Origin of the sequence: Clostridium sp. 'White wine YQ', assembly GCF_028728205.1 — a bacterium.
Lineage (GTDB): Bacteria > Bacillota > Clostridia > Clostridiales > Clostridiaceae > Clostridium_T.
The window spans coordinates 168,927-192,323 of record NZ_JAQYUU010000005.1 but is presented as its reverse complement, the minus strand read 5'-3'; the positions used below and the strand labels follow the sequence as shown (position 1 = coordinate 192,323).

The following is a 23,397-nucleotide window of genomic DNA, read 5'->3' as shown; positions in this document are numbered from 1 at the left end:
CTTAATTTTCATCAAAATCTTCAAATGCTGAGTTGTATACAGGTCTTTTGTCATCAGCGGTAACAAGGACCGGTTTCCCAGGCGGCTTAAAGGTTAGCCCACCGAGAATATCTTCAAATGTTTTCTTGCCGAGAAGTGCTGTCATGGCTGTGATGCCGAGCAGTTTCTTCTCATACGGGTCTTTACCAGCTGCAATAACAACATCAGCTACCGCAGCTTCGTCGGTGTACTTTCTGTTGGAACGACCGGCGACTAACTTAAAGCCTTCAAACTTGGTACCGTTCAGAGCTTCCTTCAGAGCATATTCCTTGACATCATTGGCCCAAGATACCAGCTCATCTGCTTTTGTAAGGATTGCTGCGATTTCATCGTTATCGAGAGTGGCAGGTACCTCAAAGTCGTACTTTGCGAGCTCCAGGTTGTATTCAGCACGCTTCCTGCAGGTTGCTTTAGCCTTACAGAACTGGCAGTGCTCGCCAGCCTTGTATTCGCCCTCGCCTTTAATAGCAAGCTGTGCAGTAGGAGCCAATACTTCCTCAGCCCACTTGATTAGTTCGCTCTTAGAGATGCTGTATTCGCTAATGTTTTCTCTACGAGGCTGATAGATGATCAAGTGGATATTGTCGATGTCGTAAATGCCATCGAAAAGAGCCAAACCTCCAAGTGCATAGCAGAACATTTGTGGATTTCTTTCCGCAGATACCTTGATGCCAAGTCCGTATTTGTAGTCAATTACGGTAAGAGTGCCGTCTGATATAATCAAACAGTCAACATGGCCATAGCCTTCTGGGACATATTTCGAGAAGTCGAGTTTCTGCTCAATAAGTATCTGAGGATCAGCACAGGTTTCTCTTGCTTTCTCAAGCTGTTCAATTACAAAGGCTGCGTAGTATTCAGCGTGGCTGTTCATTTCCTCATCGTAGAAGCTTAAAGATTCGGTCGGGTCCTTTGTATCAAGTCCCAGCAATTTTTCAAGCTTGTACTGTGCGAGTGTATGGGCATCAGTGCCTTCCTGTGCAAAGCTGCTGGACGCATCTTCAAACTTCTTACTAAGTAGCGCTGATGGCGGACAAGATATCCACTTGTGTGCGGATGAAGCTGAAAGCAGTGCATGTTTTACGCTCATTTAATTGCCTCCGCATCCGAAAGTAATGCGGCATACTGTGACGGGTCTACGCTGGAGAGCTTCTCCGCACCGTATTTTTTCAGAAGTCCCTTAAGCGCTTCTGTGTATCCGGCTCTGGACATTTCTGCAAACTTCTTGCGAACATCTAAGAACGAATACTCTGGTTTCGGTTCCTCTGTTGGTATTGCGGGTGCTTCCATAACACTTTCGGGCTCGTCACCTGTACTTGAGAAAATCTCTGCAAGCGAGTCAGCAATGTTAATGAGAGTTTTGCCGCAGTCCCTAAGTTCAGAAAGAACCTGACTAAGTTCACTCATCTTGCTCATTTGGAGTACCTCCTTCCTTCTTTTCTTGTTCCTTTGTAGACAAGGCTTTGATTTTTTGAGCCAGTCTTTTGGATACAACGCTTATGGCTGTGAGGGTGTCAGCAAGTTCTTCATCCAGCTGATTATCTTTCGAAGCCTCTGCATTCGTCTGTGTCTGCATCGTATTACCTCCCTTTCCGAGAGGATTTGTTCCCTCTCTAATAGTCCCAGGACAGTTTTGTGTGGTTTGAACGAAATCTTTTTGATTTTTTTTAGGCCACACATTTTTCATGTCCTTCACTAATCCCAGGACACTTAAAACGAAAATGAACGAAAAAAGACAGCAGATTTTTCAGGTCTGCTGTCACTTATATAAGGAAGGAAAAATTTATTTTCAAAAGTTCGTTCAAAGCGGCGGTTTCTGTCCTGGGACTGGTAGAGGGACTTTTATGCCGCTCGAATCTTAATAAGGAGGTTCGCTTATGAACGAACAGATGAGATGTAAATATGGTACCGGCGGAGTGGACAAGAAAAACAGTGAAGGCTATCCCGACCCTACCGCATACGAGGCGCTGACAAACATTAAAAAGGAAGACAAGACCTTCAGGCCGCTGGTGTATATCTGCTCACCATATGCGGGTGATGTAGAGAGAAACACTGAAAGGGCAAAGCTTTATAGCCGGTTCGCTGTTATCGAAAGAAATGCTATCGCCTTTGCACCACACCTACTATTTCCTATGTATCTATCGGATGATGATCCTGCGGAACGCGAGCTTGCACTGTTCATGGATATTGTCTTCTTAGGAAAATGCAATGAGCTGTGGGTGTTTGGTAAGAACATCACAAATGGAATGCAGATGGAGATTGATAAAGCGAAGAAACGCCATATGACTATTCGCTATTTTACCGAGGATATGGAGGAGGTAGAAACATGCAACTAACAATTTGTACTGCAAGCTGTGTTGGAAATCAAAAGAATTGCCTCTATCCAAATAAGAACGTTGTCACCTCGGCTGAAGAATTAAAAGAAGCCGCAAAGCTAGACCACGTTTGCGCGGAGTACAAGAACAACTATCGCAGTGCAGATAATTTCTTAAAGTCTGATGTCATCGTCATGGATTGCGATAATGATCACACTGAAAATCCGGATGAGTGGATAACGCCAGAGGCATTGGATGAAATTTTGACGGATATTTCATATGCGATTGCTCCCAGTCGCCATAATATGCTTTCTAAAGATGGAAAAGCAGCAAGACCCAAGTTCCATGTTTACTTTTCTATAGAAGAGCTAACAGATGCGGAAGCATATGTGGCTATTAAAAGAGCTATCCATGCTCAGTTTCCATTCTTTGATGATAACGCTCTGGATGCAGCACGTTTTATCTATGGGGCTGATACCGGCGAAGTTATCTGGCATGAAGGTTGGCTTACGATTGATGAGTTGTTGGAGAATGTTCCTGCACCTACAAATACAGGTCGCAGCAATTCAATACCTGAAGGTCAACGCAACAATACGCTTTCTCGTTTTGCTGGCCGCGTTGTAAAGAGATACGGCAGCACAGATAAGTCCCATGAGATTTTTCTGGAAGAAGCTAAGAAGTGCGACCCGCCTATGGATGAAGAAGAGCTTACTGCTATCTGGAATAGCGCTATCAAGTTTGCAAGGAAGGTGCAAGGTCAGGATGGGTATGTTCCTCCAGATGACTACAATTCCGACTTCGATAATAACTCGTTGAGACCTTCCGATTTTTCTGATATTGGTCAGGCGAAGGTGTTGACTCGTGAATATGGCAATGAGCTCTGTTACACCGACGCCACTGATTATCTTCGTTTTAACGGTGAGTATTGGATGGAATCACGGCAGCAGTCGGTTGGTGCAATGGAAGAGTTCCTCGATTTGCAGCTTCAAGATGCCATCGGTGAGGTGGAAAGCGCTCTTAATGCCTTAGTTGCTTTGGGTGAAAAGGAAGAAGATATTCTTGCTGGTGGCAAAAAGTATGAAGCATCACTTTCAGGAGATCCATTAAAGGCATTTAAGAAGTATCAGTCGGCAATAGCTTACAGAACTTTTGTAATGAAGCGCAGGGATATGAAATATGTCATCTCAGCATTGCAGGCTGCAAAGCCAATGCTGGAAATCAAGGTGAGCAACTTAGATAAGGATGAGTTCCTACTTAATACACCAGGTGTTACGTTTGACCTTCGCAAGGGTCTGGCCGGTGGTCGTGCTCCAGATGCAGCGGATTATATAACAAAGCAAACAACCGCTTCTCCGGGAGATAAGGGTGAGCAAATTTGGTTAGATGCTCTGAACACCTTTTTCTGTAATGACCAAAAGCTGATTGATTACGTTCAACAGATTGTTGGCCTTTCTGCAATCGGTAAAGTCTATCTCGAAGCTATCATCATTGCCTATGGTGGAGGCCGCAACGGTAAATCAACCTTCTGGAACAGCATCTCAAGGGTACTCGGCTCCTACAGCGGTGCGATCTCAGCCGATACACTTACAGTTGGCTGTCGCAGAAACGTAAAACCTGAAATGGCAGAGCTTAAGGGCAAACGACTCATCATTGCTTCCGAGCTTGAAGAGGGTATGCGCCTCAACACTTCTATTGTTAAACAGCTTAGCTCTACGGATGAAATCGAAGCTGAGAAAAAGTATAAGGACCCGTTTAAGTTTGAGCCTTCTCATACACTGGTGCTTTACACGAATCATCTTCCCAGAGTCGGTGCCAATGATGATGGCACCTGGAGACGTCTCATCGTCATTCCCTTTAATGCAAGAATTGAGAATAAAAGTGACATCAAAAACTACGCCGACTACCTTGTTAAGAATGCAGGCTCGTACATCATGAGCTGGATCATCGAAGGTGCAAAGAAAGCTATTGAGGCTAACTACCATTTCAGTGTTCCCGCATGTGTTCAGGAGGCCATTGAAGCATACAGAGAAAATAATGACTGGCTTGCTTCCTTTTTGGAGGATTGTTGCGAAGTGGATAAGACATACCAGCAAAAATCCGGAGAGTTTTATCAGGAATACCGTGCCCATTGTGGGCGCAACGGTGAGTACACAAGAAGTACAACAGATTTCTATACTGCTTTGGAGACTGCTGGGTTTGAACGTAAAAAGACCAAAACAGGTAGCTTCATTTATGGAGTGCGCTTAAAGGAGGAAGAGTTTCTAAGTTGAGTTGCACCGAGTAGCACTGACTTAATACGGTGACGGTCAGTTATGGTCATATACAGAACTTCGCATTAGAGAAAAATTTATAAAAATTCTTTATATAAGAGGTTTATGAGTAGACCTTCACAGACCGTCACCAATTTTGATGGAGATATAGCGATGAGAGAAAAAGAAATAGAAAAGAAGTTAACTTTGGAAGCAAAAAAGCGTGGCGGGCTGGCAGTGAAGTTTGTATCTCCGGGCTTTGATGGTATGCCGGATAGAATCGTTCTAATGCCTGAAGGAAAGATGGCCTTTGTTGAGGTTAAGGCACCTGGTAAGCGCCCGCGCCCATTACAGATGGCAAGGCACAAATTGCTTAGAGCATTAGGCTTTTTAGTGTTTGTACTAGACGACGAGAGTCAGATTGGAGGGATTTTAGATGCAGTACAATCCACATGATTATCAGAAATACGCTATCAGTTATATCGAATCTCATCCGGTGTCAGCAGTACTGCTTGATATGGGTTTAGGAAAAACAAGTATCGCTCTTACTGCAATAAATGACCTACTGTTTGATTTCTTCGAAGCCCATAAAGTGTTAGTTGTAGCACCACTTCGAGTGGCAAGAGATACCTGGCCAGCTGAAGTTGAAAAATGGGATCATCTATCTGACCTGATCGTTTCTGTCGCAGTAGGAAGCGTCACTGAACGGGTTCAAGCGTTAAAGGCCACAGCCGATATTTATGTAATCAACCGAGAGAATCTTTCATGGCTCATTGATGAGAGCGGACTTCCGTTTGATTTCGATACAGTAATAATTGATGAGCTTTCTTCCTTCAAAAATCATCAGGCTAAGCGTTTTAAGTCTTTTATGAGGGTGCGTCCTAGAGTAAAGCGCATTATTGGTATGACAGGAACACCAAGCAGCAATGGACTAATGGATTTATGGGCCGAGTTCAAATTGCTTGACATGGGTGTAAGGCTTGGAAGGTTCATAACTGCGTTTCGTAACAACTACTTCATGCCGGATAAAAGAAATGGCCAGATTATTTACAGTTACAAGCCTCTTCCCGGAGCGGTGAAATGCATCTACAAGAAAATTTCCGATATTACAATTTCAATGAAGTCAACGGATTATCTTAAGATGCCTGAACTGGTTAGTAGTGAATACACAGTTATGCTTTCTGAAAAAGAGGCAGAACGTTATGACGAATTAGCAAAAGACCTTGTACTGGAGACCCCTGGTGGAGAGGTTACTGCTGCGAATGCTGCAGCGCTTTCCAACAAGCTCTGTCAGATGGCTAACGGTGCCATTTATAACGATAGTGGTGAAACCCAGGTCATTCATAATCAGAAATTGGATGCATTGGAGGATATTATTGAAGCAGCTGCCGGAAAGCCAATACTTGTGGCCTATTGGTATAAGCACGACTACGAAAGAATCGTAGAAAAGCTTCATAGCATAAAGGTTCCATTTTCTAAGCTGGATACCGCTGAAAGTATTCGAAGGTGGAACAACAAGGAAATACCAGTAGGTTTAATTCATCCGGCATCTGCAGGACATGGCTTAAATCTTCAGGCTGGTGGCTCTTGTATTGTGTGGTTCGGTCTTACCTGGTCACTAGAGTTATATCAACAGACAAATGCTAGGCTCTGGCGTCAGGGCCAAACAGCTGAAACGGTTGTGGTGCAGCACATCGTTACCAAAGGCACTATTGATGAGCGTGTCTTGAGGGCTCTTTCCTTAAAGGACAAAAGCCAGTCGGCGCTTATCGAAGCTGTCAAAGCTGATCTGCAAATGAGAGTCAAATAGAGACAATCCGTGCCAATCCGAGAAACAAAAACTTGGAGGTGCGATATGGAACCATATGAAAGTTTAGCGAATGCGATTATAGTACAGGCAGTCAAGGACTACCGGGAAGCTTTACAGCGTTTGGACCGTCACCCGGAGAAAAATGATTACAAAGCTGAGGTTAAATCTCTTGAGCGCTTCTTCTGTTCCGGCTGGTATCAGATACTAACTGATCTTGATGGCAACCTCTTAATGCGCAAGGTACGAGAAAAACTGGAGGTGGCTTGCCTATGACTGCTAAAGAATATCTGTCCCAAGCCTATCGTTTGGACCAGCGTATCAACAGCAAGCTGGAGCAGGTTGCTTCGTTGAATGATCTGGCAACCAAATGCACGACCACGCTGACGGGGATGCCACGTAATCCCAATCAAGGTACATCTATGATGGCAGACGCTATTTGTAAAATCATTGATCTTCAGAACGAGATCAACAGAGACATTGATCGCCTTGTGGATTTAAAGGGTGAAATAATAGGAGTCATAAAAGCGGTGGACAGTTTGGAGTGTCAGACGCTCCTAGAGCTACGATACCTATGCTTCAAATCGTGGGAACAAATTGCAGTGGACCTGGGTTATAATGTGCGTCACGTTTATCGTCTGCACGATGTTGCAACCTCACTGATTAAACTTCCTGAAACAAGTCAGTGAATGTCACTGTTTGTCAGTGTGGTTCGTGTGATACTATTACAATAGAGAAATAGAATTCCAAAGGCCATCGTGGAGAGATCTGCGGTGGCTTTTGTTATGCCTTGAAAGTGAGGTGAACCAATGCCCTACAAACCTAAACGTCCCTGTGCTTACCCCGGCTGCGGTCGGCTTGCTGTACGCGAGCAATACTGTGCCGAGCATCAAAAAGCAATGGATAAACATTACAACCAGTACGAACGTGATCCTTCTTCCAATAAACGATACGGTCGTGCTTGGAAGCGTATCCGTGACCGCTACATCAAGTCGCATCCTCTCTGTGAGGAATGTGATAAGCAAGGTAAGCTCACTCCTGCCGAAGAGGTACACCACATTCTTCCGCTTTCCAAAGGCGGTGGCAACGAGAAGAGCAATCTCATGGCTCTTTGTAAATCCTGCCACTCTAGAATTACTGCCGAGAGCGGTGACCGGTGGGGGCGGTCAAATCTCTAAAACTTTTTTAAGCGGACAGCGGCGTGGGGCTTCGTGTTAAAAAACGCGATTTCAAACGAGGGAATAGCCCCACCCCTGCTAAGTGAGGTGAAAATATGGCGAAAGACGGTACAAATCGAGGCGGCGCTCGTGTAGGTGCAGGTGCGAAAAAGAAGCCCCTGACTGATAAAATAGCCGAAGGCAATCCAGGAGGCAGAAAACTGACCGTGATGGAATTTAAGGATACGGCAGACCTAAAAGGACTTGAAATGCCCGAGCCAAATAAAATGCTTGAAGCTATACAAAAAGACGGCAAAGCACTGGTTGCAGGAGAAATCTACAGAAACACATGGCAGTGGCTGAACGAACGTGGATGTGCTGTTCTCGTATCGCCGCAGCTTTTAGAACGCTACGCCATGAGCGTGGCTCGCTGGATTCAATGTGAGGAAGCAGTCACAGAATATGGCTTTTTAGCAAAACACCCGACTACAGGTAATGCCATTCAAAGCCCCTATGTGGCAATGGGCCAGAATTACATGAACCAAACTAATCGGCTGTGGATGGAGATATTCCAGATTGTTAAAGAAAACTGTACAGGAGAATACAACGGCGCTAGCCCGCAGGACGATGTAATGGAACGTCTGCTCATGGCAAGGCGAGGAAAATAAATCAGATAGGAGGAAAATATGATTACTTATAAAACAGCGGAAAGTGTCTGCATGGGACATCCGGATAAACTCTGTGACCTCATTGCTGACAATATTTTGGATGCTTGTATGCGTAAAGATAAATCTTCCCGCGTGGCCTGCGAGGTCATGGCAACCAAAGGCAAAATTATCGTGGCGGGCGAAATCACCTGCAGCGGTAAAGTGGATATCCGCTTCATCGTAAAAAATGTACTTCGTGAGGTCGGATATAATCCGTGGAAGTTCACAGTATTTGTGTTCGTCCACCATCAAAGCTCAGATATTGCGGCGAGTGTAGATAATGCACTTGAAGCAAGAAATGGTATCAATGATCCATACGGTTCTGTGGGGGCTGGTGACCAAGGCACGGTTTACGGTTACGCAACCAATGAAACCCGTGAGAACCTGCCCCTCCCACTGGTGCTTTCCCATCGCATCATAAAGCGCATTGACAACTGCCGGAAAGGAAAACTCATTAAGGGTATTCTGCCTGACGGCAAAGCACAGGTTACTGTGGAATATGAGGATGGCAAGCCCAAGCGTGTAAAAACAATTGTAGTTTCAGTCCAGCATGATAAGGGCAAGACTCAGGAAGAATTGAAATCGGATATCTTAAATAATGTACTTTGGCAGTGCTTTGAGGATTTTCCGTTTGATGATGATACTGAAATTCTTATTAACCCCTCCGGAAGATTTGTCGAAGGCGGTCCTGCTGCTGATACAGGTTTAACCGGCAGAAAGATCATGGTCGATACTTATGGTGGCCTTGCATCCCACGGGGGCGGTGCACTTTGTGGCAAAGACCCGACCAAGGTTGACCGAAGCGGAGCATATATGGCGAGATACATTGCAAAGAACATCGTATGGAGCGGTCTTGCAGAGAAATGCGAGGTCGCTCTTTCTTATGCCATTGGTAAGTCAAATCCTGTGGCAGTTGACGTGACTTCCTTTGGTACTAGCAAACTCACCGATGAGCAGCTTGCCAATATTGTACAGGAGGTATTTAATCTCCGACCAGCTGCAATCATCGAAAAACTAAGGCTGCGTAATTCCATTTACTCCGATACGGCGGTTTATGGTCATTTCAATTCCTGCCTGTTCCCGTGGGAGGATGTAAACATGTACACAAATTTAAGAAAGGCGACTGAGAAATATGCAGATAGAAAAACTGAAAACTGAGCTATTGATTCCAGCCGACTACAATCCTCGTAAAGACTTGAAACCCGGTGATCCGGAATACGAAAAGCTGAAACGCTCCATCGAGCAGTTCGGTTATGTTGAACCTGTTATATGGAATAAGACCACATCTCATGTTGTCGGTGGCCACCAGCGTTTGAAGGTGCTGCTTGATATGGGCATCACCGAAGTCGAGTGTGTGGTTATTGAAATGGATGAGGAAAAAGAAAAGGCACTCAACATTGCCCTCAATAAAATCAGCGGTGATTGGGATAAAGATAAGCTGGCTCTCCTCATTGCAGATTTGCAGGGCGCGGATTTTGACGTGTCCCTCACTGGCTTTGAGCCTGCCGAACTTGATGCGCTGTTTAAGGATTCACTCAAGGACGGTATTCATGATGATGACTTCGATGTGGAGGCTGAACTGCAAAAGCCTGCACTCACCAAGCAAGGAGATGTCTGGATGCTTGGGCAGCACAGGCTAGTCTGCGGTGATTCCACTAAGGCTGACACTTTCACACTACTGATGGACGGGAAACTTGCAAACCTTGTTGTAACCGACCCTCCGTACAACGTCAACTATGAAGGTTCGGCGGGTAAGATTAAAAACGACAATATGGGAAATGAAGCATTCTACAATTTTCTGCTTGAGGCGTTTAAGAACACCGAAGTGGCAATGGCGAAGGATGCTTCTATTTATGTGTTCCATGCAGATACTGAAGGTCTGAATTTCAGAAAGGCATTCTCTGAATCAGGTTTCTACCTTTCCGGTACTTGCATCTGGAAAAAGCAGTCGCTGGTTCTCGGCCGTTCACCTTATCAATGGCAGCATGAGCCTGTTCTTTTCGGCTGGAAGAAGTCAGGAAAGCACAACTGGTATGCCGATCGTAAGCAGACCACCATCTGGGAATTTGAGAAGCCGAAGAAAAATGGCGACCATCCCACCATGAAACCCGTGGCGCTGGTAGCATACCCGATCCTCAACTCAAGCCTGACCAACTGCATCGTGCTCGATCCTTTTGGTGGTTCAGGTAGTACGCTCATAGCCTGTGATCAGACGGAGCGTATCTGCTACACCATTGAACTGGATGAAAAGTACTGCGATGTTATTGTAAAAAGGTATATCGAGCAAGCCGGAAACGCAGATGGTGTATTTCTTTTGAGAGATGGTATGAAGTATAGGTATTGTGATCTGCCGGAAGTAAATGCTGAGGAGTAAACTTCGATCCAACAAAACACCGCCGATTAATCGGAACGATTTCACTACAGAAATATGCTCGAATCGACTTGCTATTTACAGCGTTCAGAGTGATATATGTAGTACCGAAAAAGAAAGGCGGTATAAAAAATGCAGATTAATTATAATGTAACAGGCGCAGAACGAAAATCACTGGTAGGCGCAATCAGTCAGGAACTAAATGCTCCGACAAAATACCTCGGTGCACCAACCTTCGCATACGAGGTAGGCGGCTACCATATTGACAAGAACGGGATACTCAGAGGAGATGACAATCCCGAATTGGTTGCTGACCTGCAGGGATTGCACGACTTTAAAGCTATTACAGAAGAATACGATACTCCACTCCCGGAAGCAGAACCTATACCAGAGGATGTTCAAATTCCATACGAAGCCGGTCTTGGTGGCAGGGCCAACCCTTACTGTGATTACGAGGAGCCACCCGCATATGGGGGACCAGAACAAGGAGATGAGCTCGAAGCCAACCGTTTGACTATCGAGATGCCAAGGTCGACTTTCACCGATATGGCTCTTGAAAACCTCAAGCGATTGGTTGAAAGCAAATCGTCCCTAATCCAAAAAGCTCTCGGTACTGATTACAGCACTATCATTTCAGGCGAAGAAACTATCAACTTCCCTTGGTTTCAAGGAGAACTTACTTCAGATGAGGTCAAAGCCTACACCCATTTTGTTACTGCACTATGCGAGATGGCAAAAACACAGCAAAGAGTAAATGCTACTGAAAAGCAAGTGGAAAATGAGAAGTACGCTTTTCGATGTTTCCTTATCCGGCTTGGTTTTGTCGGCACTGAATACAAGATGGAACGCAAAATCCTGCTAAAGAACCTAACAGGCAACAGCGCCTTTAAGAATGGCACTCCGACTAAAGCTGAGGAGGTAACGGCTGATGAATAACTTTCCTTCAAGGGAGACGGTGGAACGCCTCCGTAAGCAATATCCATCAGGCACACGAGTGGAGTTGGTACACATGAACGATCCTTATTCCAAGCTAAGGCCCGGCGACAAAGGAACCGTGGACTTCGTGGACGACACGGGCACAATTTTCTGCTCCTGGGATATCGGTTCCTCCCTCGGCGTTGTGTACGGAGAGGATGCGGTACGAAAGCTGTAATAAATAACTAAACACCAATCAGGGAACAGTGCCGAAAATGGCTCTGTTTCTCGTACAGATAGATTTAGAAGGCTTGCTTAATGCAGGTCTATTTTTATGCTCGGAAGGAGGCGGCGGATATACGAAAACTCAAGAAATACACACCAACCCGGTTTAAGTCGGCTGATTCAATCTACGATAAGTCATCCGCCGATTATGCCGTTGCTTTTGTCGAAGCCCTCTCACATACCAAAGGCACGTGGGCGGGAAAGCCTTTTGAACTAATCGATTGGCAGGAGAGGATAATTCGTGATGTATTCGGAACTCTGAAGCCGAACGGCTATCGGCAGTTCAACACAGCTTATGTAGAAATACCTAAGAAGATGGGAAAAAGTGAGCTTGCGGCGGCTGTTGCCCTGTTGCTCACTTGCGGAGATAACGAGGAACGCGCCGAGGTCTACGGCTGTGCTGCTGACCGCAACCAGGCATCCATCGTTTTTAACGTAGCAGCGGATATGGTTCGAATGTGCCCGGCTCTATCCAAGCGAGTGAAAATCCTGGACTCAATGAAGCGGCTCATCTATCAACCGACAGGCAGTATTTATCAGGTGCTTTCAGCTGACGTAGGCAATAAGCACGGCTTTAACACCCATGGTGTGGTGTTTGATGAACTTCATACCCAACCTAACCGAAAGCTGTACGATGTTATGACCAAAGGCAGTGGTGATGCAAGAATGCAGCCACTGTATTTTCTTATAACTACTGCCGGGGACAACCAAAATAGTATCTGCTGGGAGGTACACCAGAAGGCCCTTGATATCATAAATGGCAGAAAAAACGATCCCACCTTCTATCCTGTTATATTTGGGGCCGATCCTGAGGACGACTGGACAGATCCAAAAGTATGGAAGAAGGCGAATCCATCTTTAGGAATCACCGTCAGCATGGATAAAGTCAAAGCAGCGTTTGAATCAGCAAGGCAAAATCCTGCCGAGGAGAACAGCTTCCGGCAGCTCAGGCTTAATCAATGGGTAAAACAAGCTGTACGCTGGATGCCAATGGACAAATGGGATGCCTGCGCTTTTGCAGTTGATCCGGAATTATTGCGAGGACGCGTTTGCTACGGCGGACTTGATCTCTCAAGTAGTACGGATATAACAGCGTTTGTTCTGGTGTTCCCACCGGAAGATGAAGCGGATAAATACACAGTTCTACCATTCTTCTGGATACCGGAGGATAACATCGATTTGCGGGTACGGCGTGACCACGTAAACTACGATGTGTGGAAAAAGCAAGGATTCCTACAAACCACCGAGGGTAACGTAGTACATTACGGCTTCATTGAATCGTTTATTGAAGAACTCGGAACAAAATATAACATTCGAGAAATCGCCTTTGACCGTTGGGGTGCTGTACAAATGACGCAGAATCTTGAAAACCTCGGCTTTACGGTTGTTCCATTCGGCCAAGGCTTTAAAGATATGTCTCCACCGACCAAAGAACTGATGAAACTGACCTTGGAACAGAAAATAGCTCACGGAGGTCATCCGGTCCTTCGGTGGATGATGGATAACATATTTGTCCGAACCGACCCTGCCGGAAATATAAAGGCGGATAAGGAAAAGTCGACTGAGAAAATCGACGGCGCGGTGGCAACCATTATGGCGCTCGACCGCGCCATCAGATGTGGCAACGGGAGTGGTGGAGAATCGGTGTACAACGAGCGGGGATTAGTTATTCTGTGATTATTCTTCGTCCTCTGGCACATAGCCTTTGCGAAGAGCGCTATCTCGGCGGTATGTTACATTGCTGACAGAACACCCGAGTTCTTGAGCTGTTTCTCTAAGAGACATCTTCCTCCCGAAAATGCAGTCTACGACACGTTGCTCGGCTTCTGACAGATCAGCATTCTCAATTGGAAGATAGCCGTTTTTTACAAGCCAAGTGTAGTACTTTTTAACTTGTGCCATACTCACCCCGAGCTCTTTGGCTGTACCTGAATGCGTACCTCCAGCAAGATATGAGTTCAGTGCCTTTGCGTAGTTTTCGTTATCCGGAAGGGGTTTTAATGGAGATGTACTTTCTGCTTGTGAAGCCTCCTCGGTATTGAGTCTTTGGATGATACGTGTTTCGGCTTCGGAAAGTTCTTCCTTAATAATTTGGATGATTTGAGTAGTATTCATAGTATCTGATTCCTTTCTATTAAATTTAGATTATGTTTGCACTCCGTGTTATACTCACACTATAACACGGAGTGAGTATAGGTGTCAATATCAGAAATAAAAAAAGTGGAGGTGATGCTTATGGATTTATTAAAAGGACTGTTCCGTTCAAGGGATAAGCCCCAAAACCGTGTGGGAAGCGCGTTTTCATTCTTGTTTGGCGGCACCAGCAGTGGCAAAACAGTAAACGAGCGAACGGCTATGCAGACCACTGCGGTTTATGCCTGCGTAAGAATATTGGCCGAAGCAATCGCTGGACTGCCTTTACATGTATACCGATACCGCTTGGATGGTGGGAAGGAACGCATCGCACAGCACCCACTGTACTATCTTCTTCATAACGAACCTAACCCTGAGATGACTTCATTTGTGTTTCGTGAAACACTGATGAGTCATCTTTTACTTTGGGGCAATGCTTACGCGCAGATTGTCCGAAATGGTCGCGGTCAGGCTGTTGCGCTTTACCCACTGCTACCAAACAAGATGGAAGTCGGCCGTGCTCAAAACGGCGAGCTGGTTTACACCTATTACCGTGATGTTGATGAAAGCGGACTAAAGCCTAAAGGCGGCTATGTCACGCTCCGTAAGGATGAGGTGCTTCACATACCCGGTCTTGGCTTTGATGGGCTCATTGGCTACAGCCCCATAGCAATGGCCAAGAACGCCATCGGCATGTCACTTGCCACTGAGGAATACGGCGCAGCGTTCTTCGCTAACGGTGCCAATCCCGGTGGCGTGCTGGAGCATCCCGGTGTAATTAAGGATATCCAGCGAGTCAAGGATAGCTGGAACAGCGCCTATCAAGGAAGCGGTAACGCACACAAGGTTGCCGTACTGGAAGAAGGCATGAAGTTTCAGGCCATTGGTATTCCACCGGAGCAGGCGCAATTTCTGGAGACCCGGAAATTTCAGATTAACGAAATCGCCCGTATCTTCCGTGTGCCGCCACACATGGTGGGCGACCTTGAGAAATCCAGCTTCTCCAACATCGAGCAACAATCGCTGGAGTTCGTAAAATACACACTCGATCCATGGGTAGTTCGCTGGGAGCAGAGCCTTCAGCAATCGTTAATCCTGCCTTCAGAGAAAACGTCGCTGTTTATCAAGTTTAATCTGGATGGATTGCTTCGTGGTGACTACCAGAGCCGCATGAACGGTTATTCAGTCGGAAGGCAAAACGGATGGATGTCTGCCAATGACATCCGTGAACTGGAGGATATGAACCGCATCCCAGCTGAGGAAGGCGGTGATTTGTATCTTGTGAACGGCAATATGCTCCCGCTCTCACAGGCGGGCAATTTTTATGAAAAGGAGGCTAATGGCCAATGAGAAAATTCTGGAACTGGGTGCGAGATGAAGCCACCGAAGAGCGCACCCTCTATCTCAATGGAGAAATCTCCGACGAGACCTGGTGGGGCGATGAAGTAACACCAAAGTTGTTCAAAGATGAATTGATGGCTGGCTCTGGCAATGTTACGGTTTGGATCAACTCGCCCGGCGGTGATGTTTTCGCTGCTGCACAGATCTATAACATGCTAATGGAGTATACCGGAAAAGTCACCGTGAAGATCGATGGATTGGCAGCAAGTGCAGCATCGGTTATCGCTATGGCAGGTGGCGATGTATATATGTCGCCCGTTTCTATGCTGATGATCCATAATCCTTCGACCATTGCTATCGGCGACAGTGAGGAGATGCTCCGAGCCAAAGCCCTGCTGGATGAGGTCAAGGAAAGCATCATCAACGCATATGAACTGAAATCCGGGCTATCCCGCGCAAAGCTATCGCATCTCATGGATGCAGAGACTTGGATGAATGCGAACAAAGCCATTGAACTTGGCTTCGCTGACAAAATCATGTTCACGGAAGGTGAAGATCGTATCCCTCTTGATACAGGGCAAGGACTTATATTTTCCCGTGCAGCTGTGTGCAACTCCCTACTTGGGAAAATACCCAAAAAGTCAAAACCGAAAACAGGTACCCCGATAGAGTCGCTGGAAAAGCGGCTCTCTTTAATTTCACACTAATTTGAAGGAGGAAATTACAATGAGTAAGATTCTTGAATTGCGCGAAAAGCGCGCTAAGGCTTGGGATGCGGCAAAGGCGTTCCTTGATACAAAACGTGGCGGCGATGGGCTACTGTCCGCCGAGGATACCACTACTTACGAGAAGATGGAAAACGACGTCGTCGCATTAGGTAAAGAAATTGAGCGCCTCGAGCGTCAGGCCTCTATCGACTTGGAACTTTCCAAAGCTACCAGCAATCCCATTACAAACGCTCCATCCAAAGGAGCTGAAGAAAAAACCGGTCGTGCATCCTCCGAATACAGGAAAGCGTTCTGGAATGCTATGCGTACTCGTGCAGGAGAAGGACTTGATGTAAACGTAAGAAATGCCCTGCAAATAGGTACAGACACCGAGGGTGGTTATCTCGTACCTGACGAGTTTGAGCGTACGCTGGTAGAGGCCCTCGAGGATGAGAACATCTTCCGTTCACTGGCCAATGTTATCACCACATCTTCCGGTGATAGGAAGATTCCAGTCGTAGCTACCAAAGGTACTGCTTCATGGGTCGATGAAGAAGGCATTATTCCAGAGAGCGATGACAGCTTCGGTCAGGTGTCTATCAGTGCCTATAAACTGGCAACCTTGATCAAAGTATCCGAAGAGTTGATGAACGATTCTGTGTTCAACCTCGAAGCCTACATCTCTAAAGAGTTCGCAAGACGTATCGGCAATAAAGAAGAGGAAGCTTTCTTCACCGGCGATGGCTCCGGTAAACCGACTGGCATCCTTGCCGCTACAGGTGGTGCCCAAATCGGTGTAACTACAGCAGGTGCTACAGCAATCACCATGGATGAGGTGCTCGACCTGTTCTACTCACTTAAGGCTCCTTACCGTAACAGGGCTGTATTCGTTATGAACGATGCTACTGTAAAGGCAATCCGTAAACTAAAGGACGGTCAGGGCCAGTACCTTTGGCAGCCTTCACTTCAGGCAGGCACGCCTGATACCATCATGAACCGCCCTCTGTACACCTCAGCATATGTGCCAACTATTGCTGCGACCGCCAAGAGCATCGTGTTTGGTGACTTCAGCTATTACTGGGTAGCCGACCGTCAGGGACGTATGTTCAAGAGATTAAACGAGCTTTATGCAGTCACCGGGCAGGTAGGCTTTGTAGCTACCCAGCGTGTGGACGGTAAGCTGATCCTGCCGGAGGCTATCAAGGTTCTCCAGCAGCACGCATAAGGAGGGCTGACCTATGAGTTATAACTCAAAGAATTATATGGAACAGGGCGGCGAAAAGTGGATCATCGGTGGCACATTGGAAGTCCTGCCGGGAGCCTCGGTAACGGGGCTTCCTGCTGCAGAGAATCAGGCGTACAGCACGGCCACCGATGTTGCTGGTCTGGTCACGGATTTCAATGCTCTTCTCGCCAAGTTAAAAGCGGCGGGTTTGATGGCGGCAGACGAATAATGACCGGAAGGAGGCGGATGGCATGACAACAGATAATCTTCTCCCCAAAGTAAAAGCGAACCTGATCCTGGCACATGATGCAGACGACGGCCTTCTGCTGCATTACATCAAAGCCGCCGTTTCCTACGCGGAGAGCTACCAACATGTTGCTGAGGGATATTATACTGAAAACACTATGCCGCCCACTACTGAACAGGCAGTAATCATGCTGTCGAGTCATTTCTACGAAAGCAGAGATGGCTCGACGGCTGGTTTCTTTGCCGATAGCGTGCAGGCAGGTCAACAAGTTTGGAACACAGTAAACTTGCTACTCCGCCTCGACCGGAATTGGAAGGTGTAGATTATGAGCTTTGGAAAGATGAACACCTTTATAGATATTATTGAGACCGTAACTATAAAAGACTCGGAGGGCTTCAGTACTGAGATTGACAATATTGTAGCTTCCATCAAAGCGTATCGGGAAGGTCGGCACGGCACTGAGATATGGGCAAACAGAGCCGCATTTTCAGAAGCCACCGATCTTTTCCGTTTCCGCTGTATTCCAGGTGTTACCGTTACGACCGCAATGCTTATTGCTTGTGAAGACGGAAGATTTGAAATCACCTCGGTGGAGGACGTCAAAGGTCGTGGAATGTACATTGAAGTACTCGCCAAGGAGGTGAAGCCTAGTGGCTAAAGTAACTATGAAAATGCCGGAGGACTTTCTCCAGAAGGTTTCACGGTTGAATGATAAAACTGATGAAATTATCCCTCGTGTGCTTAAGGCTGGCGGTGAGGTTGTGCTTGATAAGGTAAAGTCTAATCTTAATTCAGCAGTTGGCCGTGACACAAAGTATCCTTCACATTCCACCGGCGAGCTTTCGGCAGCATTGGGGATTTCACCCGCTTTACAGGATAGAGATGGCAACCATAACGTTAAAGTTGGTTTTTCTGAACCACGTCGTGATGGAAGCAGCAATGCAAAGATAGCCAATATCATCGAATACGGAAAATCGGGTCAACCGGCAAAACCATTCTTAAAACCAGCGAAAAGCACCAGTAGAAAGCCGTGCATCGAAGCGATGAAAGCAAAGCTGGATGAGGAGGTAAATAGGATATGAGTCTACTTTCAGATTTGAGCGAAGTCCTGGAACCCTTTAATATTCCTATCGAAACTGGTGTGTTCAGCGGTGTGCCACCTGACGAATATCTGGTCTTTATCCCTCTGACGGACATTTTTGAAGTTCACGCGGATAACCGCCCCGGCTTTGATGTGCAGGAAGTGAGGATATCACTTTTCTCAAAAGGCAATTACTTAGAGCGGAAAAGGCAGATTACTACGGTTTTGCTGAATGCGGATTTCACCGTGACTGAACGACGGTACATCGGACACGAAGACGATACCGGATATCACCATTACGCCATTGATGTGGCAAAAAACTATGGATTGGAGGAATAACACATGGCAACTATCGGTCTTGACAGACTGTACTATTCAAAGATAACCGAAGATTCTAGCGGTGTAGAGACCTATGCTGTACCTTCGGTGCTTGCTAAAGCTATAACCGCCGAGCTTTCGGTGGAATTAATTGAGGCGATTCTATATGCGGACGACGGTGCTGCAGAAGTTGTAAAAGACTTTAATAGCGGCACGCTCACCCTCGGCGTGGATGATATTGGCCCAACTGTCGCGGCAGATCTAACCGGAGCATCAACCGATGACAACGGTGTGCTGATCTCCGCCAGTGAGAACGTGGGCACACCCGTTGCTGTAGGCTTCCGAGCGCAAAAGGCCAATGGAACATATCGTTATTTTTGGCTTTATCGCGTAAAATTTGGCCTACCCGCAACAAACCTGCAGACAAAGGCGGATTCTATCACCTTCTCTACGCCAACCATCGAAGGAACGGTTATGCGTAGGAACAAATTGGACGGCATGGGCAAACACCCATGGAAAGCAGAGGTCACTGAAGGCGATGCAGGCGTATCTTCTGCAACTATCACCGGTTGGTTCACTGAAGTTTACGAACCGGTCTACACGCCGGAACCTTAGGAGGATTGAGCTATGGATAATGAGAGAAGCGCCACCATCAACATCGGCGGCAAAGAGTATGAACTGGTTCTGACCACACGTGCGACAAAAGCGATTGCTGGTCGTTACGGTGGCCTTGAAAACCTCGGAGAAAAACTGATGAAATCCGAGAACTTCGAGATGGCTCTGGACGAGATTGTTTGGCTAATTACGCTGCTTGCAAACCAGTCAATTTTGATTCGCAACCTTAAGAATAAGAACGCACCAGAAGAATTGCTTACAGAGGAAGAAGTGGAGCTTCTTACCTCACCGCTTGACTTAGCGGCATATAAAAATGCAATTACCGAGGCGATGTTCAAAGGTACAAAGCGCAATGTAGAAAGTGAGGAGGAAACTCCAAAAAACGTGGAAGTCGGGTAACGGACGCTGAAGTCTTTACCCGGCTTCTTTATTATGGAACAGTTCAGATGAGTATGGATGCAGAAGAATTCTGGCTCATGCCTATCGGACTGTTTTTTGATTTATGGACCTGCCACAAGCAATGGCACGGAATTGAAAAGCCGAAGAAAACCAGGACAATTGATGACATTATCCCGCCGGGTATATAGGAGGAGGTGAAGATATGACGGACAATTTTGGCTTAAAAATAGGCGTTGAGGGTGAGCGTGAATTTAAGAACGCTCTTTCTGAAATCAATCAGTCATTTAAGGTGCTCGGCAGCGAAATGACCCTTGTTACCAGCCAGTTTGATAAAAACGATAAATCCATACAATCGGTTACCGCTCGGAATGCGGTTCTGAATAAAGAAATTGACGCACAGAAAGAGAAGGTTTCCACCCTTAAAGCTGCTCTTGATAACGCCTCCTCCTCTTTTGGTGAAAATGACCGCCGCACGCAGAACTGGCAGATTCAGCTGAACAAGGCGCAAGCTGAACTCAACGGTATGGAGCGTGAACTTGCGCAGTCCACTATCGAAGCGGATAACCTCGGTGCAGAATTAGATGATTCTGGCAAAAGAGCAGAAGATGCTGGTGGCAGGTTTGATAAACTTGGTGGCGTACTTAAGGGCATTGGTTTGGCGATGGGCACAGTTGCCGTTGCCGCCGGAGCTGCCGCAATTAAGTTGGGCAAAGAAGTGGTCACTCAATTTGGCGAGTTGGAGCAAAACTTGGGTGGTTCAGAGGCGGTTTTCGGTGCATACGCTGCGTCGATTCAAAAAACCGGTGAAGAAGCCTATAAAAACCTCGGTGTCTCCCAAAGCGAGTATCTCGCTACTGCCAACAAAATGGGTGCGTTGTTCCAAGGTTCCGGTATACAGCAACAGAAAAGCCTTGAACTAACCGAAAAAGCCATGCAACGTGCCGCAGACATGGCATCCGTTATGGGAATAGATATGTCTACTGCGATGGAGGCTGTCACAGGTGCTGCAAAGGGCAACTTTACCATGATGGATAACCTCGGTGTTGCTATGAACGCTACCAACATCCAAGCCTACGCTCTCGCAAAGGGTCTGGATTTCACCTGGAATACCGCAACACAAGCAGAAAAAGCCGAAGTTGCAATGCAGATGTTTTTCGAGAACACCGAGCAGTATGCTGGCAACTTTGCAAAAGAATCGACTCAGACCATTTCTGGTTCGATTGGGTTGTTACAGGCTGCGGTTGGCTCTTTTACAGCAGGACTTGGCAATGCTAATGCGGATATGACAAATCTGACCGAGAATCTTGTTGATGCTTTCGAGGCAGTTGTCACTAATATCGTACCGGTTTTAGAGAATATAGTAGCAGCACTACCGACAGCGACGGGCGCAATTTTAGCAGCGGTGGCAGACTTGCTTCCAATGCTTCTTGAATTAGTGACAAATATATTCAAGCAGCTTCTGGAGGCTATTTTGAACCTTTTACCTGAACTTATCCCGGCGGCGGTTAGTGCTCTAATGACAATTGTTGGAGCGCTGATTGATAATCTTCCATTGCTCATAAATGCAGCAATAGAACTGGTTACCGCGCTTGTGGAGGGTATTGGCATTGCTTTACCTAAGCTCATACCCGCAGCAGTTTCGGCAGTCACAAAGATTGTTCAAGGTTTGATTGAGAACCTGCCAATGCTGTTGGATGCGGCTTTGCAGTTGATTATAGGATTAGCGCAGGGATTGGTGGACGCGATACCTCAGCTTGTTTCTGCCTTGCCTGCCATCATCGAAGCACTGGTGGATTTTCTGATTGAATCCATTCCAGAGATTATCGATGCGGGTATTCAATTGCTGACTTCACTGGTGACAGCATTGCCTACCATCATTACGGCAGTTGTGGAAGCAATTCCGCAAATCATCGACAGTATTATTAATGCAGTTATTGGGTCGATTCCCATGATTATTGATGTAGGCATCCGGCTTTTGATATCGCTAATTCAGGCACTTCCTCAGATTATTACTACTGTTGTAGCCGCAATTCCAAAGATCATAACCTCACTGGTAAATGCCATTGTAGGTAATATCGATAAGATCATTCTGGCTGGTGTTCAGCTGTTTGTGGCATTGATTGCAAACCTGCCAAGGATAATTGTGGAGGTTGTTAAGGCAGTTCCACAGATCATCTCAGGGCTGGTTAGAGCCTTTACCGGTTATATAAGCTCAATGGCCCAAGTGGGTGGCAATTTGATTAAAGGGTTGTGGAATGGTATTTCAGACGCAGGTGCTTGGCTATGGAATAAGATTTCAGGATTTTTCGGTAATGTGGTATCGAAGATTAAGAACTTCTTCGGTATCAACTCCCCTTCAACTCTATTTGCTGGGATTGGCCGCAATATGGGCGAAGGCATCGGTGTGGGCTTTGAGGATGCAATGACAGCAGTTTCAAGGGATATGCAAAATGCGGTACCTACAAACTTCGATTTGAATTATAGAGGTTTGTCAGGACAAGGCAGTGCTACCGGCACAAGCATCACGCAAAATCTCTCGGTGGTGACACCAAGGGCTCTATCTGAAAAAGAACTGGCACGGGAGTTCAAAAACCTCTCCCGTAAGCTGGCTCTTGAATTATAAAGGAGGTCTGACTGTGGAACTTACTTATATTAATGCTGATGGCAGAAGTATTACGCTCAAACAAAGCCGCCCGTATTTCCTTACCAAGATAGAAGGCACAGGCAACATACGTCAGACCGTTAATACCTTCAAGGCACCGGATCAGGACGGTGCTTTTTATATTTCCTCTACACTGGATATGCGAAACATCATACTGGAGGGTACGGTCTTAGCAGATACACCTGACGAGGCCTTTACGCGACGACAGCGTTTCCTTCAGATATTTAGCCCTAAGCTGAATGGAACACTCATCTATCGTGAACGGCAAATTGCCTGCGTTGTAGAAGAAGCGGGTTTTACCGTTTCCACCAGGCAGCGGATACCCAACTTTTTTGTCAGTCTGCTTTGCCCGTCTCCTTTCTTCGAGACGCTGGATGAAGTACGTGAGGAACTGGCATCTTGGATACCTTTATTCGAGTTTGAACTGGAAATACCTGAGAGCGGCATGGAGTTTGGAATGCGCCAGCCAAGCCAGATCATCACCGTGGACAACATCGGTGATGTTTCGTGTGGATGCGAGATCGTATTCCAGGCGCTGGGAACTGTAACAAATCCAGAACTATTAAATATTGATACCGGGGAATACATCCGCCTTCTCACTACAATGAATACCGGAGATGAACTTCGTGTATATACCCATTTCGCTGGTAAGCGAGTAGTCAGCATCAACGGCTCTGTGGTAACAAATGCTTTCTCCCTGCTGGACACTAATTCGGTATTTTTCCAGCTTGCAGCAGGCATTAACACTTTGCGCTACGATGCTTCAGCCAATATGGAACTGCTGGAAGTTAGCATTTACTATCGTCCGCAGTTTCTGGGGGTGTGAA

General features: G+C 46.4%; 29 protein-coding genes. 25 read left to right on the top strand and 4 right to left on the bottom strand.

The features are described 5' to 3' along the window. Position 1 precedes the first annotated feature (1 nt). Genes PTZ02_RS15150 through PTZ02_RS15140 form a run of 3 tightly spaced genes read right to left on the bottom strand, consistent with a single transcriptional unit; the run spans position 2 to position 1,612 of the window. The gene (locus PTZ02_RS15150) at positions 2-1,126 is read right to left on the bottom strand and encodes a DUF2800 domain-containing protein (RefSeq protein ID WP_274228638.1); all 1,125 of its coding nucleotides are present in this window, start codon (positions 1,124-1,126) and stop codon (positions 2-4) included. After that, a complete protein-coding gene (locus tag PTZ02_RS15145; protein WP_274228637.1) occupies positions 1,123-1,452 on the bottom strand; it encodes a DNA ligase in 330 nt (109 codons plus the stop codon). Before PTZ02_RS15145 ends, PTZ02_RS15150 begins: the two co-directional genes overlap by 4 nt. After that, positions 1,436-1,612: a hypothetical protein gene (locus PTZ02_RS15140; protein WP_274228636.1), complete on the bottom strand. Its 177-nt coding sequence runs from the start codon at positions 1,610-1,612 to the stop codon at positions 1,436-1,438. Before PTZ02_RS15140 ends, PTZ02_RS15145 begins: the two co-directional genes overlap by 17 nt. Positions 1,613-1,913: 301 nt before the next feature. On the opposite strand from PTZ02_RS15140, the gene PTZ02_RS15135 reads away from it, so the two are divergent. The 13 genes from PTZ02_RS15135 (at position 1,914) to PTZ02_RS15075 (ending at position 13,519) form a co-directional block, all read left to right on the top strand. After that, positions 1,914-2,372, top strand: a complete 459-nt coding sequence (locus PTZ02_RS15135) for a DUF7768 domain-containing protein (protein ID WP_274228635.1) — start codon at positions 1,914-1,916, stop codon at positions 2,370-2,372. After that, positions 2,363-4,621, top strand: a complete 2,259-nt coding sequence (locus tag PTZ02_RS15130; RefSeq protein WP_274228634.1) for a phage/plasmid primase, P4 family — start codon at positions 2,363-2,365, stop codon at positions 4,619-4,621. Before PTZ02_RS15135 ends, PTZ02_RS15130 begins: the two co-directional genes overlap by 10 nt. Before the next feature lie 153 nt (positions 4,622-4,774). Then, positions 4,775-5,056 carry a VRR-NUC domain-containing protein gene (locus PTZ02_RS15125; protein ID WP_073587856.1) on the top strand — a complete coding sequence of 94 codons (282 nt, stop codon included), beginning with the start codon at positions 4,775-4,777 and terminating at the stop codon, positions 5,054-5,056. After that, the gene (locus PTZ02_RS15120; RefSeq protein WP_274228633.1) at positions 5,037-6,410 is read left to right on the top strand and encodes a DEAD/DEAH box helicase; all 1,374 of its coding nucleotides are present in this window, start codon (positions 5,037-5,039) and stop codon (positions 6,408-6,410) included. The genes PTZ02_RS15125 and PTZ02_RS15120 overlap by 20 nt, the downstream gene beginning before the upstream one ends. A 45-nt stretch (positions 6,411-6,455) precedes the next feature. Then, entirely contained in the window at positions 6,456-6,683 is a 228-nt protein-coding gene (locus PTZ02_RS15115; protein ID WP_274228632.1) for a hypothetical protein, read from the top strand. Next, complete coding sequence (locus tag PTZ02_RS15110; protein ID WP_274228631.1) at positions 6,680-7,096, top strand: hypothetical protein; 417 nt, start codon at positions 6,680-6,682, stop codon at positions 7,094-7,096. The genes PTZ02_RS15115 and PTZ02_RS15110 overlap by 4 nt, the downstream gene beginning before the upstream one ends. A gap of 120 nt (positions 7,097-7,216) precedes the next feature. After that, positions 7,217-7,585 (top strand): HNH endonuclease, encoded by a 369-nt coding sequence (locus tag PTZ02_RS15105; protein ID WP_274228630.1) that lies wholly within the window; start codon positions 7,217-7,219, stop codon positions 7,583-7,585. A 95-nt stretch (positions 7,586-7,680) separates the two neighbouring features. Next, complete coding sequence (locus PTZ02_RS15100) at positions 7,681-8,232, top strand: P27 family phage terminase small subunit (protein ID WP_257531275.1); 552 nt, start codon at positions 7,681-7,683, stop codon at positions 8,230-8,232. Between the two features lie 18 nt (positions 8,233-8,250). Next, the gene (metK, locus tag PTZ02_RS15095; protein WP_274228629.1) at positions 8,251-9,429 is read left to right on the top strand and encodes a methionine adenosyltransferase; all 1,179 of its coding nucleotides are present in this window, start codon (positions 8,251-8,253) and stop codon (positions 9,427-9,429) included. Then, entirely contained in the window at positions 9,404-10,645 is a 1,242-nt protein-coding gene (locus tag PTZ02_RS15090; protein ID WP_274228628.1) for a site-specific DNA-methyltransferase, read from the top strand. Before metK ends, PTZ02_RS15090 begins: the two co-directional genes overlap by 26 nt. A 129-nt stretch (positions 10,646-10,774) precedes the next feature. After that, the gene (locus PTZ02_RS15085) at positions 10,775-11,578 is read left to right on the top strand and encodes a virulence protein (RefSeq protein WP_274228627.1); all 804 of its coding nucleotides are present in this window, start codon (positions 10,775-10,777) and stop codon (positions 11,576-11,578) included. After that, positions 11,571-11,795: a DUF4314 domain-containing protein gene (locus PTZ02_RS15080; protein WP_274228626.1), complete on the top strand. Its 225-nt coding sequence runs from the start codon at positions 11,571-11,573 to the stop codon at positions 11,793-11,795. The genes PTZ02_RS15085 and PTZ02_RS15080 overlap by 8 nt, the downstream gene beginning before the upstream one ends. Positions 11,796-11,914: 119 nt before the next feature. Beyond that, positions 11,915-13,519, top strand: coding sequence for a terminase large subunit (locus tag PTZ02_RS15075; RefSeq protein WP_337992999.1), 1,605 nt, complete (start codon positions 11,915-11,917; stop codon positions 13,517-13,519). On the opposite strand, the gene PTZ02_RS15070 is transcribed toward PTZ02_RS15075, so the two are convergent. Continuing rightward, positions 13,520-13,957, bottom strand: coding sequence for a sigma factor-like helix-turn-helix DNA-binding protein (locus tag PTZ02_RS15070; protein WP_274228624.1), 438 nt, complete (start codon positions 13,955-13,957; stop codon positions 13,520-13,522). Positions 13,958-14,077: 120 nt separating this feature from the next. Here PTZ02_RS15070 and PTZ02_RS15065 point away from each other — a divergent pair, with 120 nt between their 5' ends. The 12 genes from PTZ02_RS15065 (at position 14,078) to PTZ02_RS15010 (ending at position 23,396) form a co-directional block, all read left to right on the top strand. After that, positions 14,078-15,325, top strand: coding sequence for a phage portal protein (locus PTZ02_RS15065; protein WP_257531295.1), 1,248 nt, complete (start codon positions 14,078-14,080; stop codon positions 15,323-15,325). Then, on the top strand, positions 15,322-16,023 hold the full coding sequence (locus PTZ02_RS15060; RefSeq protein ID WP_274228623.1) for a head maturation protease, ClpP-related: 702 nt from the start codon (positions 15,322-15,324) through the stop codon (positions 16,021-16,023). Before PTZ02_RS15065 ends, PTZ02_RS15060 begins: the two co-directional genes overlap by 4 nt. Positions 16,024-16,042: 19 nt before the next feature. Beyond that, complete coding sequence (locus PTZ02_RS15055) at positions 16,043-17,248, top strand: phage major capsid protein (protein WP_274228622.1); 1,206 nt, start codon at positions 16,043-16,045, stop codon at positions 17,246-17,248. 13 nt (positions 17,249-17,261) lie between these two features. Then, positions 17,262-17,477, top strand: coding sequence for a head fiber protein (locus tag PTZ02_RS15050; protein ID WP_274228621.1), 216 nt, complete (start codon positions 17,262-17,264; stop codon positions 17,475-17,477). A 22-nt stretch (positions 17,478-17,499) separates the two neighbouring features. After that, positions 17,500-17,817: a head-tail connector protein gene (locus tag PTZ02_RS15045; RefSeq protein WP_274228620.1), complete on the top strand. Its 318-nt coding sequence runs from the start codon at positions 17,500-17,502 to the stop codon at positions 17,815-17,817. 3 nt (positions 17,818-17,820) lie between these two features. After that, complete coding sequence (locus PTZ02_RS15040; RefSeq protein WP_274228619.1) at positions 17,821-18,153, top strand: head-tail adaptor protein; 333 nt, start codon at positions 17,821-17,823, stop codon at positions 18,151-18,153. Continuing rightward, entirely contained in the window at positions 18,146-18,577 is a 432-nt protein-coding gene (locus tag PTZ02_RS15035) for an HK97-gp10 family putative phage morphogenesis protein (RefSeq protein WP_274228618.1), read from the top strand. Before PTZ02_RS15040 ends, PTZ02_RS15035 begins: the two co-directional genes overlap by 8 nt. Further along, complete coding sequence (locus tag PTZ02_RS15030) at positions 18,574-18,915, top strand: hypothetical protein (RefSeq protein ID WP_274228617.1); 342 nt, start codon at positions 18,574-18,576, stop codon at positions 18,913-18,915. The genes PTZ02_RS15035 and PTZ02_RS15030 overlap by 4 nt, the downstream gene beginning before the upstream one ends. Before the next feature lie 3 nt (positions 18,916-18,918). Continuing rightward, positions 18,919-19,509: a major tail protein gene (locus PTZ02_RS15025; protein WP_257531312.1), complete on the top strand. Its 591-nt coding sequence runs from the start codon at positions 18,919-18,921 to the stop codon at positions 19,507-19,509. Positions 19,510-19,521: 12 nt separating this feature from the next. Next, positions 19,522-19,908, top strand: a complete 387-nt coding sequence (locus PTZ02_RS15020) for a hypothetical protein (RefSeq protein ID WP_274228616.1) — start codon at positions 19,522-19,524, stop codon at positions 19,906-19,908. A gap of 202 nt (positions 19,909-20,110) precedes the next feature. Continuing rightward, the gene (locus PTZ02_RS15015; RefSeq protein WP_274228615.1) at positions 20,111-22,531 is read left to right on the top strand and encodes a phage tail protein; all 2,421 of its coding nucleotides are present in this window, start codon (positions 20,111-20,113) and stop codon (positions 22,529-22,531) included. A gap of 13 nt (positions 22,532-22,544) precedes the next feature. Beyond that, the gene (locus PTZ02_RS15010) at positions 22,545-23,396 is read left to right on the top strand and encodes a phage tail family protein (RefSeq protein WP_274228614.1); all 852 of its coding nucleotides are present in this window, start codon (positions 22,545-22,547) and stop codon (positions 23,394-23,396) included. Position 23,397: the final 1 nt, after the last annotated feature.

Bases quoted from the DNA above. Each gene is read 5' to 3' on its own strand.
- PTZ02_RS15150 (WP_274228638.1), bottom strand. From the start codon at position 1,126: ATGAGCGTAAAACATGCACTGCTTTCAGCTTCATCCGCACACAAGTGG.
- PTZ02_RS15145 (WP_274228637.1), bottom strand. From the start codon at position 1,452: ATGAGCAAGATGAGTGAACTTAGTCAGGTTCTTTCTGAACTTAGGGAC.
- PTZ02_RS15140 (WP_274228636.1), bottom strand. From the start codon at position 1,612: ATGCAGACACAGACGAATGCAGAGGCTTCGAAAGATAATCAGCTGGAT.
- PTZ02_RS15135 (WP_274228635.1), top strand. From the start codon at position 1,914: ATGAACGAACAGATGAGATGTAAATATGGTACCGGCGGAGTGGACAAG.
- PTZ02_RS15130 (WP_274228634.1), top strand. From the start codon at position 2,363: ATGCAACTAACAATTTGTACTGCAAGCTGTGTTGGAAATCAAAAGAAT.
- PTZ02_RS15125 (WP_073587856.1), top strand. From the start codon at position 4,775: ATGAGAGAAAAAGAAATAGAAAAGAAGTTAACTTTGGAAGCAAAAAAG.
- PTZ02_RS15120 (WP_274228633.1), top strand. From the start codon at position 5,037: ATGCAGTACAATCCACATGATTATCAGAAATACGCTATCAGTTATATC.
- PTZ02_RS15115 (WP_274228632.1), top strand. From the start codon at position 6,456: ATGGAACCATATGAAAGTTTAGCGAATGCGATTATAGTACAGGCAGTC.
- PTZ02_RS15110 (WP_274228631.1), top strand. From the start codon at position 6,680: ATGACTGCTAAAGAATATCTGTCCCAAGCCTATCGTTTGGACCAGCGT.
- PTZ02_RS15105 (WP_274228630.1), top strand. From the start codon at position 7,217: ATGCCCTACAAACCTAAACGTCCCTGTGCTTACCCCGGCTGCGGTCGG.
- PTZ02_RS15100 (WP_257531275.1), top strand. From the start codon at position 7,681: ATGGCGAAAGACGGTACAAATCGAGGCGGCGCTCGTGTAGGTGCAGGT.
- metK (WP_274228629.1), top strand. From the start codon at position 8,251: ATGATTACTTATAAAACAGCGGAAAGTGTCTGCATGGGACATCCGGAT.
- PTZ02_RS15090 (WP_274228628.1), top strand. From the start codon at position 9,404: ATGCAGATAGAAAAACTGAAAACTGAGCTATTGATTCCAGCCGACTAC.
- PTZ02_RS15085 (WP_274228627.1), top strand. From the start codon at position 10,775: ATGCAGATTAATTATAATGTAACAGGCGCAGAACGAAAATCACTGGTA.
- PTZ02_RS15080 (WP_274228626.1), top strand. From the start codon at position 11,571: ATGAATAACTTTCCTTCAAGGGAGACGGTGGAACGCCTCCGTAAGCAA.
- PTZ02_RS15070 (WP_274228624.1), bottom strand. From the start codon at position 13,957: ATGAATACTACTCAAATCATCCAAATTATTAAGGAAGAACTTTCCGAA.
- PTZ02_RS15065 (WP_257531295.1), top strand. From the start codon at position 14,078: ATGGATTTATTAAAAGGACTGTTCCGTTCAAGGGATAAGCCCCAAAAC.
- PTZ02_RS15060 (WP_274228623.1), top strand. From the start codon at position 15,322: ATGAGAAAATTCTGGAACTGGGTGCGAGATGAAGCCACCGAAGAGCGC.
- PTZ02_RS15055 (WP_274228622.1), top strand. From the start codon at position 16,043: ATGAGTAAGATTCTTGAATTGCGCGAAAAGCGCGCTAAGGCTTGGGAT.
- PTZ02_RS15050 (WP_274228621.1), top strand. From the start codon at position 17,262: ATGAGTTATAACTCAAAGAATTATATGGAACAGGGCGGCGAAAAGTGG.
- PTZ02_RS15045 (WP_274228620.1), top strand. From the start codon at position 17,500: ATGACAACAGATAATCTTCTCCCCAAAGTAAAAGCGAACCTGATCCTG.
- PTZ02_RS15040 (WP_274228619.1), top strand. From the start codon at position 17,821: ATGAGCTTTGGAAAGATGAACACCTTTATAGATATTATTGAGACCGTA.
- PTZ02_RS15030 (WP_274228617.1), top strand. From the start codon at position 18,574: ATGAGTCTACTTTCAGATTTGAGCGAAGTCCTGGAACCCTTTAATATT.
- PTZ02_RS15025 (WP_257531312.1), top strand. From the start codon at position 18,919: ATGGCAACTATCGGTCTTGACAGACTGTACTATTCAAAGATAACCGAA.
- PTZ02_RS15020 (WP_274228616.1), top strand. From the start codon at position 19,522: ATGGATAATGAGAGAAGCGCCACCATCAACATCGGCGGCAAAGAGTAT.
- PTZ02_RS15015 (WP_274228615.1), top strand. From the start codon at position 20,111: ATGACGGACAATTTTGGCTTAAAAATAGGCGTTGAGGGTGAGCGTGAA.